The organism is Bacillus cereus group sp. Bce041, assembly GCF_052646455.1.
Genome location: NZ_JBQXON010000005.1, coordinates 135,197 through 150,168, shown reverse-complemented (window position 1 = coordinate 150,168; position 14,972 = coordinate 135,197). Strand labels below are relative to the sequence as shown.

Below are 14,972 nucleotides of genomic sequence, written 5' to 3'. Positions count from 1 at the left end.
AGATTCATTCGAAAATACTAAAGAAATTATACTAACGCTATTTTAGAATGGTGAACTTCTTAAAGTTTTTTAGGGAGTTTTAAACAAATATTAAATATGCTAGAGAATAAGTATCTATACGATATTTCTAACTGAACATTAGTTTCCTTTGGCGCTAAGTATGTTTAGCACGTTTTTCTTTTGGGAAAAATAAGAATATACATTAGTGGAAAGGGTAGGATTTAATGGTTACTAAAACCGATAATACAAGCTATTTAACCTCTTCTGTTTATTTGACCCGTAATCTATGGTCAGGTATCTTGTTTGGCCTAGGGTTAGTAGCTTTTATAGATGAAACTATTTTTCATCAACTGCTACATTGGCACCATTTCTATGATAAATCTACAACAGATATTGGATTGATTTCAGATGGTCTTTTTCATGCTTTTAGTTGGTTTGCAACGATTGGTTCCTTGTTTATGGTTGCTGATCTTCGCCGTAGAAATGCATTTTGGTTGAAAAGATGGTGGAGCGGGTTAATGCTTGGTAGTGGTGGATTTCAATTATATGACGGTATAATTCAACATAAACTAATGAAAATACATCAGATTCGATACGTAGATAATGTTCTTATCTACGACGTAATATGGAATATAATTGCGGCTGTAATGCTCTTAATTGGAATTCTACTAGTTTTTCAGACAAGAACCGATGAAAGATTATTGAGAGGGAAAAGTTTAGATGAACAATAACCATCTTCATCACGAAATATGGAGTTTATTGGATTTTTTGTTATTCGTATTCATTTTAATTATATTAATAATTTATATTGTATCGACGGTATTATCAAATTGTCATTACAAACGATGGCCGTTATATCGAAGTGTCTTCTGGGTTTTAGGGCTTATTTGTGTAGCAATAGCAGTTATTGGACCTTTAGCTCATCGTGCTCATAATGACTTCAAAATACATATGCTTGTGCATTTGCTCCTTGGGATGTTTGCTCCAATTTTTATAGCATTAGCAGCTCCGATGACTCTTTTTTTACGAACGCTCAATGTGAAAGCAGCGCGACGTGTTTCAAGTGTACTAAAGAGTAAGCCTTTAAAAATCCTTACTCATCCAATTATCGCAACCTTGCTTAATCTAGGAGGATTATGGATTCTCTATACGACTAACTTATACTCGATGATGCACAAAAGTATACTTCTTCATTTGTTCATACATTTCCATGTTTTTATTGCAGGATACCTGTTTACCACATCAATGATTTATATTGATCCAATATCCCATAGGTATAGTTATATATACCGATCAATTATTTTAATAGTTGCATCAGCTGGTCATGGGATATTATCAAAATACATATATACTCATCCGCCTGCTGGTGTAGTCACTGCACAAGCTGAAATTGGGAGCGTGCTTATGTATTATGGTGGGGATCTTATTGATATTGTTCTAATTTTTATACTTTGTTTACAATGGTTCAGGAGTAGCAAACCGAGAACGAAAGTCAATAATATAGTAAGTTTATCGGATTTTTTGAAACTAAAAACTTTGAAATAAAATTTAATCATACTGTACTTAAAAGAAACTTTGATAAAAATAAGTATTATATTTTCATTTTTTAAAATTTACGTTATAACTATTCAATATTGAAATATCTCCATGTTCATCCTAAAGACTCTAACATTGAATTAATTCCATCATTTCTATGAAATATACAAGATGAGATAATGGAATCCAGTTTGTCATTAATCTATCTACGCTAATTTTTTATTTCTGTCACAACATCTTAATAACTTTCATAAAAACCTTTTTAGAAGCCAAGTTAAAAGGTTTGAATTTTGGGATATGGTTAAAAATATAGAGTTTGTATGAGTTTAAAAAACTATCAATAAAAAAGTAGCTAGCAAAAGCTAACTGCAGCGAGAAAGTTACATCCATGAATGTAAGGAGTATAACTATTTCATGGGTTAAGTATAGTATGAAAAAATTTTAAGCTTATACAAAAAATTAAAAAGAGCAGTTATTTATATGACTGCTCTTTAATGGTAAGAAATAAAGCCTGGGTAAGAAGCAGACTTTATTAAAGATAGTGTGTGCGAAAGCTTGCTTTTTATTCCAAAAGAGTAGTTCTATTCTTAGGATATAGAGATTGCCAACATTCAATTTTTTAACAGATTAAGTTTAAAACCTTTTGAATGATAATTTTGTATTATATTTTGATTCATTAATCTGAAAAGATAAACAAAGTAATTTCATGCTTAATGTATCTTTTTGTCTACATATTTTCCATAATCGGGTACAGCGATTTTATCAAATTCTTGAACGAGTGTTCTGAGGCTTGTTGATAGCAATTCACCGGACATTGGTATCCCATGTCCAGTAATAGCGACTAGAGGCTTTACTTCTTCTAATTTAATGACTGATTCTTTAGCGGTTTTCCAGTCTGTTGTTAAATAACGAGGGGGACCGCTTATTTCCTGTTCCTGAGTAAATACTTTATATAGATATTCCTGTTTCACTGTAACAAAAGCGTCCCCAGCAATTAAAGTTCGGTCTTTTTCTCGAAATAATGAAATATGCCCAGGAGTATGCCCTGGTGTATGAATCCATCTAAACTCTGGCATATGAGGAACAGTTCCATCGGTAGGTAGTGCTTTTACGCTACTTCCTAAATCAATCGGTTCATTAGGGAACAGGGGAGACATTTTCGCTACCATACCACCTTCAACTGTTGGATCTGGTTCAGGATAGCTTTGTTGTCCAGTCAAGAACGGTATCTCCATTTGATGGGCATAGACTGGAACATTCCAATACTTAATGAGTTCGATTATTCCTCCAACATGATCAAAATGCCCGTGAGTTAAAATAATTGCTTTTGGACGGCTATTTGTACCAAATCGCTTCTCAGTAACAGAGATAATTTCATTTGCACACTTAGGCATTCCAGCATCCACTAAAACAAAATCATCGGTATGCGGATTCCCAACAAAACATATGTTGACGATTTGAATCGTGTAGCAAAATAAATCAGGTAATACTTCGAGGCCGTGACCACTTTCAATTGAAGTTGCCGGAATAAACTTGTAATCACTTCCATAATTCATTTCCTTGTCCACTTTTTATCCCCCTTAAGTTATTTTAATACACATTATAGTTCCCTAATTTTGAAAATCCATTTTGGGGAATTCGGTAAAAGGGATTTGTAGGGTGTCACAAAAGTTTATTAATTTTTAAAGTAGTAGTTGCTACTATTTTGGGGTGTAAGTTTATAGGTTAATAAAAGATTTATGGAAATGTTATACTTCAAACCATAATTATAGTGTCTAGTTATTTTTAATAAAATATTATATGGAAAATGGTGTTTCTGCGTTTCAAAAAAGAACGTAACACTTAATTTAGTGTGATGAAAAAATGATTCAAGAAATGAATATTCATTTCTTAAATGGTATTGATTTTTTTATAATCTAATGGTCATATTACTCAAAATAATTCGAGATGCAATTGAAAGGACCTTGCATACAAATTTTGGTTTAAAAATGTTAATAGAGGAAAGCATTTAATCTTTATTCAAATTTGTATAAAGTAGATGCCGATGTAGTTCCTTGTTTAGACCATAAAGGGTATCGTGAAGATGGAATGTTCATCACGGGAACAGCCTTTGACGCTTGTTATACTAATAACCGTCTTAACAACTATCTCGTGCAACATTATCAAAACGGAATACAGAAAAATAATATAACAAATCGTTGATAGAAAAGAGTCGTCCGTATTCTAAAAAGGCTTAGATACAAAATGAAAGCGGTTTAACGAGTGTTTTATATTTTGTACTTCTATAGATGAAATGTATTTATCATCAAATCAATTTATATTTGTTGTATACAAACAGGAATCTAGTAGAAGTATTATATATTTAGCAAATTTGCATTAGCGATAGGATAAAGCTTGTTTCCCTAAAGCTTCCCACGATTGAATGAAGGTATCTTGACTTACTTTATGTGCTTTTTTCACAGTTAATGGGTCATTGATATAAATGTATTTGTCCTCCAATCCCACAATAACAACAGCGTGTAAGTCTAAGGGAGCTGTAATTTTTTTTGTATCATGTTTCCAAGATTCCCATCTATCTGGAAGGCGATAATCTCCTGTAGTCCATACTACCACAGGTTTACCGAGCCTAATTTGAGTTAACACAGTATTAAAAGGTTTTCCTGTTAAGTTTACTGTACGATTTGGTAGGTAACGTTCCATTAATTCTTGTAACGGTTGAACGTGGACGGCGTATCCCTTATTTTTTCCAGTTATATCTCCAACGAAACCTTCTTTAGGATCTCCCCATTGAATGATGTCTCCACTTTTATTTGTAGACAGTGGGGTAGTATCTTTTTTTATCTCGTTAGCTAAATCCATTTTATCAACCTTAATGCCTGCATGCTGTAGTACCATCGCTAAGCTTGTAACTTCGCATCCATATTTTAGTTCTGGCTTTTGCGATATAAGCGGCACATTTAAAATGGTTTTTTTAGTGACTGAAGTGGGGGATGGTTGTAAAGGTTTATTTTCTGGTAATGAATGTGTTGTATTTTGAGTCCATTTGTTCTCTTTGTGTTTAACTTGTAATTCATCCTTTTTAAAAGAAGGTGTTTTTTCTGAACATCCCGCTAAAATTAAAAATAAGGCACACAAAGTTAGAAGTTTTTTCATATTACTCACCTTTTTCATATTACTTACGTAATCCCATAATATTCTATTACTCAATATTTATTAGAAGTGTAGAGTGTTTAATAAGCTTCAATTTATGCAACAAAGTTCAACTAACTACGTGTAGTAAAAAGGAAGCTAACGCGCACTGAGTAATAATTTGTGATTTTAAGTTACAGTTATAGTATGAGCGAGTTAAGGGGAGCTATGCAGGAATAAAAAGTATTAAAAGCTTTATTCCAAAAGTGGCTAGTGAAACGAGTATATATCTGTCTAAAATGTTTCGCTAATTAAAATGAATTTTTTTGAACATTTTATGTTTTACGAAGAGAGAAATGAATATTGAATCCTTTAACACAATAGGAAGTGAGTATATTTCTTTCTTTTTATACAAATTATTAAGGGTGGAATATTTATAAAATCAGTAGCTTTAATTAACAGATTATACATTGTTGAGGTGATTCAATACATGCCAAAGTTAGAGGTAGAGGGATGTAGCCTTTACTACATAGTAAAAGGAGAAGGGACTCCCATTATTTTTATTCACCCACCTACACTTACCTGTGAAAATTTTGAATATCAGATAGAAGAATTATCTAGAAATTTTAAAGTAATCACTTTTGATGTTAGAGGACATGGCAACAGTCAGAGTTCAAGTCAGCCAATTACATATTCACTAATTGCTAAAGATATGAAGAGTCTACTGGATTACTTGGAAATAAAAAAGTCTTTTGTTTGTGGGTATTCAACAGGAAGCTCAGTTGCCCTGGAATTTTTATTAACATATCCTGAAACTTGTTTAGGAGGGATTCTAATAGGTGGAATGTCAGAAGTGCGTAAAGGGTATTTGAAAAACAAGATTTCTCTTGGTGTTCAATTGGCGAAAGTAAGGGCAATTTCATTTTTAGCATTTGCTATTTCGTGGGGGAATTCTAATACAAAAAAATTATTTAAAAAAATGTTTCGAGAAGCTCGGAAAGGTAATGCAAAAAATATTGAACAATATTATCGCTATAGTTTGCACTATAATTGTACGAATCGCCTTAAAAACATTCATCTACCTATGTTATTGGTTTATGGCCAAAATGACAAAACTTTTTATAGTCATGCAAACTTACTACATGAAGAATTACCATGTAATGAATTAAGATTTATTACGGGTGCAAAACATCAAATACCGACTAAAGCGGCTACAGAGTTAAATCAAATGATTGAGCAGTTTATTTGTACTCATTCTCAGGTACGTAAAGAAATCCTTAAATCATAAAGTATTATCTCAAATCTAAAAGGGATTTAAAATTAATATTTTCAAAAAGGATAACGGGATGAGTTTTGTTTCTAACTTAAAAAATTATGATTAACAGTAGATCAATTAGAAATGAAATCGTGGAAACAGAGGATTTTCGAAAAGTAAAGATGAAAAAAGCAACCCCTGAACCTAATGAACAATGAAGATATGAGTTAAAAGAAGATAAATAAAAAATTAACAAGTGGAGATGTCGAAAAACTAATTCGGGTCACCATATCCAAAAAAGAGAATTGTACGTATACAGATTAATTGGTATATATCGTACCTATATAAACGTGTGTATGTGATGTTTATATAGTTAAATTTTATATACTATACTTCATTTACAAAGAGTAAAGAAAAAAGTAGGGAAAATATCCATACCTTACATCTATCATTTAAGTTCTCCCATACGTATTAACACTACAACTGCATGTATGCGCTATTTCATATTTAGCTTTTGCATCGTATTTGTGATTTTGCATAGATTTTTAAGGATAGAGTTATTACATTTTTTCAGTTACATTTATATGGGAGTTGAAATGTAGTTGAATCTAAAATACGAATACGTATAAAGTATTGCTTTTAAATCCAAAAAGAAATAGTTTAAAAAGAATAAAATTTGTATTGACGCCATCAAACGTTATGATATAATCTATCTCATGTAATGTAAATCGTAATAATTACGTTTTACATCAGGCGAAGAAAATAAAAAAACATTGTAAAGGATAGTTGTGATGATTCAGGAGATAGAGTTTATAAAATGTAATCCAACTCAAAATATGACGATTCTTGTAAATACTAATCATCCAGTTACAGAACATAAGATGATTGCAACAAAAATTATGTCTTATGACAACGTGTATGCAGAACAAGTAGGATTCATAGAGGAATCTACAAGGTATGAGGCAGATGCACACTTACAAATGGCTGGGGGAGAGTTTTGCGGGAACGCCTGTATGGCATTAGCGGCTTTTATAACATCTAAAAAAGTACCGCAACATAGCAATTTAACAGAAGTATTATTAGAAGTTTCAGGAACAGACGAACTCATAGTGTGTCAGGTGAGAAGAGAGTTAGAGGAATATTATTGCCAAATTACAATGCCTATTCCTAAAGAGATAGAACAGAAAACTATAAAGCATGAAGGAAATGATTTGGACATTGTTATGGTAAATTATCATGATTCTATCCATGTTGTAATAGAAGTAGAGGCAATAAGTGGAGGGATGAGAAAGAAAGCCCAAACATTAGCCAAATCAATGGCATTAACTTTAGATACTAAATTGATAGGTATCCTATTGTATAAATCAAACTCTAATGAATTAGAACCACTAATCTATGTTCCACACCTTAATAGTATGGTGTGGGAACGAGGATGCGGTTCAGGTACTGCCACTTTAGGAGCTTATTTAGCTTGGAAAAATCAAGAGGAGGTGGTTGCACATGTAAAACAGCCTGGTGGAACTATTACTGTTTTTTCCAAATGTCATAAAGAAGAGGTAACAAGTCTTAAAATTGAAGGGGGTGTCGGGATAGTAGCACAAGGAAAAGCTTTTATAACGGTTTAACTATTACATTGTATTGGAGAGAAAAAGGAATGAATGATTTGGATGTCTTTTTGATGTTTTTGAATGATTATTTAGAGAAGTTTAAAACTTTGTCAGAGAAATATGATCACACCATCAATAATTATTTGGAGTTAGAGAGCTTGATAGATGAGTACTCAAACTTCATTGTAAACACAAGGAATCAAGAAATGTGGGAGAAATTGCAGCAACAAGAAAACTGTGATTTGAACCAACTTATAGTATCTTTAAGAGAAAAATCATCACGTTGTGTAGCTATTATGGAAAAATATCGTGCATTGAAACTGCTAAGTGGGGTTGTTGAAATGACAGATTATTTTAAGAATATTGAATCATGTATTGCAAAGGAATTTGGTAGTTTTCAAATCACTTCTAATTCAAAAGTATTACTAGTAGGATCAGGTTCATTTCCAATGACACCATTATTAATTGCTAAGAGGACTGGAGCGGAGGTTGTTGGCATAGATATTGATGATGAAGCTATTGAACTTGGATTAGGCGTTGTAGAAAGACTAGGTACAGGATTAAATATTAGATTGGAAAAAGTATCAGTAGAAAATCTTGATTTTACAAAAGACGCGACGCATATCATTTGTAGTTCAACCGTTAAAGAGAAATATAACATACTAGAGCAATTACATACGTTAACAAATGATAATGTAGTGGTAGCTATACGATATGGTGATCAGTTAAAGTCTCTATTTAATTATCCTTCGAAGGAAGTTGATAAACAAAAATGGAATAAAATTGATGATATATTGCGTCCGGATGATGTGTTTGATATTGAGTTGTATAGAAAGGTATAACTTACGTACTTACGAGAAAGGGAGGGTTTTATGAATACTTTTAAGCGTGTTTTAGTATTAGGAACTGGCCCTACTGCGATTCAGCTTGCTGTAACTTTAAAAAAACAATTGAATAGTGATGTGGGGATTGCTGGAAGAGAATCTGCTCGTTCAGAGGAGGTTTTTTCAACTATTAAGCAAAGTAATCATCTAGTTCGTGTAAGTATTCAAAATGAAAAACATCGAAATATGGAAGGTGTTTGCTTCGTCGATCAAGTTTTTAAAGGATATGAAACGATTAAAGGTAATTGGGATACCATAATTTTCTCTGTAACAGCGGATGCGTATATTGAAGTAATAAAGAAGATTGATCAAGTTTTTTTGAAACAAGTAAGGTGTATTGTTTTAATTTCTCCGACTTTTGGTTCAAACAGCCTAATAAGTAATTATATGAACAGTATTAATCCAGAAGCAGAAGTTATTAGTTTTTCTACATATTATGGGGATACACGATGGATACAAGGCAGCCCTTCTAATCATGTTTTGACAACAGCAGTTAAGAAAAAAATTTATATAGGATCGACGGAGTATCCATCTGAAAATATAGATATACTCTGTAAGGTGTATAAACAATTAGAAATTACTCTTGAAGTCATGAAATCTCCATTTGAGGCGGAAACGAGAAATATTTCTTTATATGTTCATCCACCATTATTTATGAATGACTTTTCTTTAAGTGCGATATTTGGAGAATTAGATGTACAAAAATTTGTGTATAAAATTTATCCTGAGGGTCCAATTACACAATATTTAATACGTGATATGTTGGCTCAATGGAAGGAAATAATGAATGTTTTAGAAAAACTGAAGATTAAAAGACTTAATTTGTTGCAATTTATGACAGATGATAATTATCCAGTAAGACTGGAAAGTCTATCTCGGCAAGATATTGAAAACTTTAATCATTTAGAAAACATCCATCAAGAATATTTATTATATATTCGTTATACTTCACTATTAATTGATCCTTTTTCTGAGCCGGATAAGGAAGGGGGATATTTTGATTTTTCTGCTGTTCCGTTTGGAAAAATATTCGTCAACAGTTTAGGGTATTGGGATATTCCTAGAATGCCAAAGGAAGACTATTATCGTATTAAAATAATACAAGGAATTGCAAATTATTTAGGTGTACATTGTCCAACGATTGATAAATTTATTAAAATTTATGAGAATAAAATTGAAAAAATTGCTCAATCTTGTAAAGGGAAATTATTATCGAATGCATATTATGTTCAAAGTTTCGATGAGGATATAAATATGATATGTAGTGAAATAGAAAAAGAAAAAGATAGTAGAGAGAAAATAGCGGAATAAACTTCATCTTACTATAATGTATAAATCGTAATGATTACTGTTTTCAATTAATGCTTTAATATATTTGAAACAGCTAACATCATTAAACAACAGAAGTAAATTATATCAAAATGAAGAAGAACAAAAGGAGGAAAAAATTTGTTGACTAAAAGATTTAAAATCATGACTCTAGTTTTTCTTTTCTTATGCGTTCTAGCTGCCTGCTTTGCAATGTTAAAAAGCTCAGATAGCAGGAAGAAAAGTGATATTTCAACAAGTGACAAAAACACATTAACTTATGCAGTATCTAAAGATATTAATGATATGAATCCGCATTTATATACAGGTTCCATGTCTGCTCAAGGCATGCTATATGAATCATTAGTTGAAAATACTAAAGAAGGCATTAAGCCTCTACTTGCTAAATCATGGGAGATATCAAAAGATGGAAAAATATATACTTTTCATCTAAGAAAAGATGTGAAATTTCATGATGGTGAACCATTTAATGCAGAAGCAGTGAAGAAAAATATTGATGCTGTACAAGATAATGCACAAAAGCATTCTTGGATTAAACTATCAACAAAAATAGTAGCTTGTAATGTGATAGATGAATATACAATTGAATTAGTACTATCAGAAGCATATTATCCAACGCTAGTTGAATTATCTATGACTAGACCTTATGTATTTATATCGCCTAAAAATTTTATTAATGGCGGCACAAAAAGTGGCGTAAATGGCTATAACGGTACAGGTCCATATATTCTCGATCAACATAAAACTGATGAATCTGCAACTTTTAAAGCGAATGAAAACTATTGGGGTGGCTCACCTAAAATTAAGAAGATTACTTCAAAAGTTCTGCCAGCAGGGGAAACAACATTTTTAGCATTACAAAAAGGAGAAGTTAATTTTGCTTTCACAGATGATAGAGGTGCAGATAGTATCGATATCGAGGCAATGAATCAATTGATTGATTCTGGTAAATATCAAATTACCAGAAGTGAAGCAATGAATACGAAGATGATTGTGGCTAATAGTAGTAAAACTGATAATCTAGTAAGTGAAAAGGCCATTCGTGAGGCCATTTGGTACTCTATTGATAGAGAAACAATTACTAAGGATATTTTAAATAATACGGAAACGGTAGCTCATACGCTATTTTCTTCTAATGTTAATTACGCAAATGTTCCATTGAAGAAGCGTGGCTATGACTTAGAAAGAGCAAAGGGAATTTTAAAAGAAGCTGGATGGAAATTGGAAGGTGATGCTGTCGTTAGAACGAAAGACGGTAAAAAACTAGAAATGAACCTTTATTATGATAGTAATTCACCTTCTCAAAAAGCAGAGGCTGAGTTTATCCAAAGTTCGTTAAAAAGTATAGGTATGCAATTAAAAATTATTGGTGAAGAATCAACTTCAATCGCTAATAGAAGGTCAACTGGGGACTATGACTTATTATTTAATCAAACATGGGGACTGGCGTATGATCCGCAAAGTACAATAGCTGCTTTTACTTCCAATGCTTCTTATTTGCACACTACAAGTGGTATTGCAGAGGCAGACCAGCTTTACAATAAAATTGCTGAGGTTATGGTATCTACGAATGAGGAAGCACAGAAATCATTGTATGCGGATATTTTAAAAACTGTTCATGATGAAGCAGTCTTTATTCCAATATCATATGGACGTGTTACTGTAGTTGCTCCTAAAAACTTAAAAGGCATCTCATTTAAGCAAACACAATATGAGTTACCATTTGAAAGAATGAACTTTAAATAGGAGTAAAAAGGGGGATTCCCCCTTTTTATTGGTTAATTTTTTATTCAAAGGAGAGTTTCTATGGGAAGCTATATCATTAAAAGGCTATTAATATCGATTCCTGTACTTTTAGTTATTTCATTGGCAACGTTTTTTTTCATTCATCTTTCCCCTTTAGATCCAGCAGAAGTGGTATTACGTGCGCAAGATACTCCAGAAATAACAAATGAATTAATTGCGCAAACGAAAGAGAATTTAGGTATGGATAAACCATTAATAGAACAATATTTACATTGGACCATTCCTTGCTTGCAATTAGAGTTTGGGAACTCATACGTTACAGGAAAACCAGTTTGGTCATTATTAGGACCTGCTTTTCTTAATACATTAAAACTAACCGTAGTGTCATCTGTTTCTATTATTATTTTTTCAATAGTATTAGGAGTTATCTGTGCAATGAAAGAAGGCAGGGGAATTGATAAATCAATAAGAGGGATTTTATTTTTTCTAACAGCAATGCCGCCATACCTGCTTGCTGCTATTATGATTTGGTATTTTTCCGTGAAATTAGATTTTCTACCAACAAGCGGGATGGATTCATATAAAAGTTATTTTCTTCCGGTTCTTGTTATTACAATAAGTTATGCAGGCATTTACTTTCGAATTGTTAGAAGCTCAGTGTTAAGTAATTTAAATGAAGATTACGTACTGTATGGGAAAGCTTGCGGCTTAACAGAGAGACAAATTACTATACATGTTTTAAGAAATTCTTTGCAAGTTGTCACTTCGATATTTTGTATGTCTATACCTATAATATTAGGAAGCACGGTAGTGATAGAAAATGTGTTTGCATGGCCAGGGTTAGGAAGTCTGAGTGTTAAAGCTATTTTAAGTAGAGATTTACCGGTTATTCAAGCGTATGTTCTCATACTGGCAGTAGCTTTTGTGATGTTTAATATGCTTTCTGACATTATAAATGCTGTAATGAATCCTAAATTAAGGAATGATCTCTAAATGAAAATATTAAAAGCTTTAAGTAAAGATAAGTTAGCTATTATTTCTTTAGTAGTCATTGTTATGACAATTGTTGCTGGTATTTTTGCACCTTTACTTGCACCACATGATCCTGAAGGAGTAAATATGAATCTTCGGTATGCAAGCCCATCGTGGGAATATCTACTGGGTAATGATCACTTAGGTAGATGTGTTTTATCTAGATTGATTTATGGAATTCGTCCTAGCATTCTATGGGTTTTAGTTGTGCTATTAATAATTGTTTTAATTGGAACTATTTTAGGGTTTATAGCCGGTTACTCTAGAGGGCGAGTAGATGCTTTTATTATGAGGGTTTGTGATATTATGCTTTCTTTTCCAGGGTACGTTATGGCATTGGCAGTTGTGGGGATTCTAGGTGTGGGCTTTAAGAATATATTAATTGCGTTTCTTTTAATTAAATGGGCATGGTTTGCTCGAGTAATCAGAACATTTGTTATGCAGTATTCGGAGTTAAACTATGTGAAGTTTGCTAAAGCATTGGGTATAAGTGATATACAAATTATATGTAAGCATATTGTTCCTGTTACAGTGCCTAATATAGTAGTTATTTCAAGTAGTTCTATTGGCTCAATGATTTTACAAATATCTGGTTTTTCATTCTTAGGTTTAGGAGTTCAAGCTCCAAATGCTGAATGGGGAATGATGTTAAATGAGGCAAGAAAGATTATGTTTTCAAAACCAGAGTTAATGTTAGCACCTGGTTTAGCTATTATTATTGTCGTAACGGCTTTTAATTTTTTATCGGATGCACTCCAGGTTGCTTTAGATCCGACATTAAGAGCTTCTAATCATCATGCTCAAGAAAACGGGAATACTTTTGAAAATAAGTTCAAAGAAAAAGAGGTGGCAAAATAAATTTATGAACCTGTTAGAAGTTAAAAACTTGAGAACTTGGGACAACAACACCGGTAGAGTAATTATTGATAATGTCTCGTTTCATTTAAAATACGGAAGCTGTTTGGCAATCGTAGGAGAAAGTGGCAGTGGCAAGTCTGTAACTTGTCGTTCAATTATGAGATTGAATAAATCTTGGATTCACCAATCAGGAGATATTGTATTTAAAGGAGAAAATTTAAATAGCTTTTCTGAGAAAGAGATGAGAAAGAAACGGGGAAAACAACTTTGTATGATTCTACAAAATGGCATGGGGGCATTTGATCCTTCATGTGTAATTGGTACCCATTTAAGAGAGACACTTGCTCAACATTTTGGGTGGAATAATAGCAAAATAGAGAAAGAAATGAAACATGCCATGGAAAGCGTCATGTTAAAAGATCCAATAGAGATTATGAATAAGTATCCACATCAGCTATCCGGTGGGATGTTACAGAGAATTATGATTGCGTTGGCATTAGTATTAGAACCTGATGTTATTATTGCCGATGAACCGACTACAGCACTAGATACAATTTCGCAATTTGAGGTCATTGAACAATTTATTAAATTAAAAGAAAGAATGGGGTGTTCAATGATCTTTGTTTCCCACGACTTAGGGATTGTAAAAAAAATTGCTGATAACGTTTTAGTAATGAAAGATGGGAGAGTCATTGAAAAGGGAAATACCCAAACTATCTTTTCAGAAGCGCAACATGAATATACAAGATATTTAGTAGCTACTAGATTAGCACTAAGTAATAATTTTAAGAAAATAGTGGGGAGGAGTTCTAATTGTTGAAAGTTAATCGCGTTGATAAATCCTATAATAAAGGCGGATTATTTTCTAAAGAAAAACAGAAAATCTTAAAAGAAGTTAGTTTTGAATGTAAGAATGGTGAATGTCTCGGTATTATCGGAGAAAGCGGCAGTGGAAAATCAACGTTAGGACGTTTGATATTAGGAATAGAAAAACCTGATCGTGGAACAGTTTTATTTGAGGGGAAGCGTGCGGAGAGCAGAAAAGTAAATCTAGGTAATGTGAGCGCTGTCTTTCAAGATTATACTTCTTCCATTAATCCGTTTTTTACTGTTGAAGAAGCCATTATGGAGCCATTAAAAACTCAAAAAAAGAATCGAAAAGAATACAATAGCAAAATTGATAGTTTATTAATTCAAGTTGGATTAAATCCATTGTATAGAAAGAAATATCCGCATGAGTTATCAGGAGGAGAGATTCAGAGGGTATGTATTGCAAGAGCTATTTCAACAGAGCCAAAATGCATTTTATTAGATGAAGCAATTAGCTCTTTAGATGTATCTGTTCAAAAACAAGTACTTGATTTATTAAACAAATTGAGAAGGATTTATAACATGAGTTATATATTTATAACTCATGATATTCAGGCTGCAGCCTACATATGCGATAGAATTATAATCTTTAAGGATGGCCAGATTGAAGAAATAGCTGAGATTGAACAATTAAAAGGTGTTCGGTCAGAATATGCAAGGAAATTACTAGAGATGGTAGTAACGTTTTAACGTTATTAACGATAGAAACATTTAATTAATATATTT

Annotated in this window: 13 protein-coding genes; 11 read left to right on the top strand and 2 right to left on the bottom strand. The window is 32.4% G+C overall.

Translation table 11 applies throughout. The features are described from left to right. The first annotated feature begins 224 nt into the window (after positions 1 to 224). Both ACUN13_RS17640 and ACUN13_RS17635 read left to right on the top strand, forming a co-directional pair. Positions 225 to 731 (top strand): DUF2243 domain-containing protein, encoded by a 507-nt coding sequence (locus ACUN13_RS17640; protein WP_257115468.1) that lies wholly within the window; start codon positions 225 to 227, stop codon positions 729 to 731. Next, positions 721 to 1,545, top strand: a complete 825-nt coding sequence (locus tag ACUN13_RS17635; RefSeq protein ID WP_257115467.1) for a cytochrome c oxidase assembly protein — start codon at positions 721 to 723, stop codon at positions 1,543 to 1,545. Before ACUN13_RS17640 ends, ACUN13_RS17635 begins: the two co-directional genes overlap by 11 nt. A 701-nt stretch (positions 1,546 to 2,246) precedes the next feature. On the opposite strand, the gene ACUN13_RS17630 is transcribed toward ACUN13_RS17635, so the two are convergent. Together ACUN13_RS17630 and ACUN13_RS17625 are read right to left on the bottom strand one after the other, a co-directional pair. Beyond that, positions 2,247 to 3,104: an MBL fold metallo-hydrolase gene (locus ACUN13_RS17630; protein WP_063536768.1), complete on the bottom strand. Its 858-nt coding sequence runs from the start codon at positions 3,102 to 3,104 to the stop codon at positions 2,247 to 2,249. A gap of 808 nt (positions 3,105 to 3,912) precedes the next feature. After that, positions 3,913 to 4,689, bottom strand: a complete 777-nt coding sequence (locus ACUN13_RS17625; protein WP_063536767.1) for a C39 family peptidase — start codon at positions 4,687 to 4,689, stop codon at positions 3,913 to 3,915. 466 nt (positions 4,690 to 5,155) lie between these two features. Between ACUN13_RS17625 and ACUN13_RS17620 the strand changes: the two genes are divergently transcribed. From ACUN13_RS17620 to ACUN13_RS17580, 9 genes are all read left to right on the top strand, one after another. Then, positions 5,156 to 5,953: an alpha/beta fold hydrolase gene (locus ACUN13_RS17620; RefSeq protein WP_063536766.1), complete on the top strand. Its 798-nt coding sequence runs from the start codon at positions 5,156 to 5,158 to the stop codon at positions 5,951 to 5,953. 758 nt (positions 5,954 to 6,711) lie between these two features. Next, positions 6,712 to 7,545: a diaminopimelate epimerase gene (locus ACUN13_RS17615; protein ID WP_257115466.1), complete on the top strand. Its 834-nt coding sequence runs from the start codon at positions 6,712 to 6,714 to the stop codon at positions 7,543 to 7,545. A 29-nt stretch (positions 7,546 to 7,574) separates the two neighbouring features. After that, positions 7,575 to 8,369 (top strand): class I SAM-dependent methyltransferase, encoded by a 795-nt coding sequence (locus tag ACUN13_RS17610; protein ID WP_063536764.1) that lies wholly within the window; start codon positions 7,575 to 7,577, stop codon positions 8,367 to 8,369. 30 nt (positions 8,370 to 8,399) lie between these two features. Beyond that, positions 8,400 to 9,722 (top strand): opine metallophore biosynthesis dehydrogenase, encoded by a 1,323-nt coding sequence (locus ACUN13_RS17605; protein ID WP_257115465.1) that lies wholly within the window; start codon positions 8,400 to 8,402, stop codon positions 9,720 to 9,722. 162 nt (positions 9,723 to 9,884) lie between these two features. Continuing rightward, on the top strand, positions 9,885 to 11,486 hold the full coding sequence (gene cntA, locus ACUN13_RS17600) for a staphylopine-dependent metal ABC transporter substrate-binding lipoprotein (protein WP_428004119.1): 1,602 nt from the start codon (positions 9,885 to 9,887) through the stop codon (positions 11,484 to 11,486). A 60-nt stretch (positions 11,487 to 11,546) separates the two neighbouring features. After that, positions 11,547 to 12,479 carry a nickel/cobalt ABC transporter permease gene (opp1B, locus tag ACUN13_RS17595; RefSeq protein WP_063536762.1) on the top strand — a complete coding sequence of 311 codons (933 nt, stop codon included), beginning with the start codon at positions 11,547 to 11,549 and terminating at the stop codon, positions 12,477 to 12,479. Then, entirely contained in the window at positions 12,480 to 13,376 is an 897-nt protein-coding gene (gene cntC, locus ACUN13_RS17590; RefSeq protein WP_257115464.1) for a staphylopine uptake ABC transporter permease subunit CntC, read from the top strand. It begins immediately after the preceding gene. Between the two features lie 4 nt (positions 13,377 to 13,380). Then, positions 13,381 to 14,196, top strand: coding sequence for a staphylopine uptake ABC transporter ATP-binding protein CntD (gene cntD / locus ACUN13_RS17585; RefSeq protein WP_257115463.1), 816 nt, complete (start codon positions 13,381 to 13,383; stop codon positions 14,194 to 14,196). Then, complete coding sequence (locus tag ACUN13_RS17580; protein WP_257115462.1) at positions 14,190 to 14,936, top strand: ABC transporter ATP-binding protein; 747 nt, start codon at positions 14,190 to 14,192, stop codon at positions 14,934 to 14,936. The genes cntD and ACUN13_RS17580 overlap by 7 nt, the downstream gene beginning before the upstream one ends. Positions 14,937 to 14,972: the final 36 nt, after the last annotated feature.

What these genes read in the sequence shown, in the direction of transcription:
- ACUN13_RS17640 (WP_257115468.1), top strand. Translation starts at nt 225, where the DNA reads ATGGTTACTAAAACCGATAATACAAGCTATTTAACCTCTTCTGTTTAT.
- ACUN13_RS17635 (WP_257115467.1), top strand. Translation starts at nt 721, where the DNA reads ATGAACAATAACCATCTTCATCACGAAATATGGAGTTTATTGGATTTT.
- ACUN13_RS17625 (WP_063536767.1), bottom strand. Translation starts at nt 4,689, where the DNA reads ATGAAAAAACTTCTAACTTTGTGTGCCTTATTTTTAATTTTAGCGGGA.
- ACUN13_RS17620 (WP_063536766.1), top strand. Translation starts at nt 5,156, where the DNA reads ATGCCAAAGTTAGAGGTAGAGGGATGTAGCCTTTACTACATAGTAAAA.
- ACUN13_RS17615 (WP_257115466.1), top strand. Translation starts at nt 6,712, where the DNA reads ATGATTCAGGAGATAGAGTTTATAAAATGTAATCCAACTCAAAATATG.
- ACUN13_RS17610 (WP_063536764.1), top strand. Translation starts at nt 7,575, where the DNA reads ATGAATGATTTGGATGTCTTTTTGATGTTTTTGAATGATTATTTAGAG.
- ACUN13_RS17605 (WP_257115465.1), top strand. Translation starts at nt 8,400, where the DNA reads ATGAATACTTTTAAGCGTGTTTTAGTATTAGGAACTGGCCCTACTGCG.
- cntA (WP_428004119.1), top strand. Translation starts at nt 9,885, where the DNA reads ATGACTCTAGTTTTTCTTTTCTTATGCGTTCTAGCTGCCTGCTTTGCA.
- opp1B (WP_063536762.1), top strand. Translation starts at nt 11,547, where the DNA reads ATGGGAAGCTATATCATTAAAAGGCTATTAATATCGATTCCTGTACTT.
- cntC (WP_257115464.1), top strand. Translation starts at nt 12,480, where the DNA reads ATGAAAATATTAAAAGCTTTAAGTAAAGATAAGTTAGCTATTATTTCT.
- cntD (WP_257115463.1), top strand. Translation starts at nt 13,381, where the DNA reads ATGAACCTGTTAGAAGTTAAAAACTTGAGAACTTGGGACAACAACACC.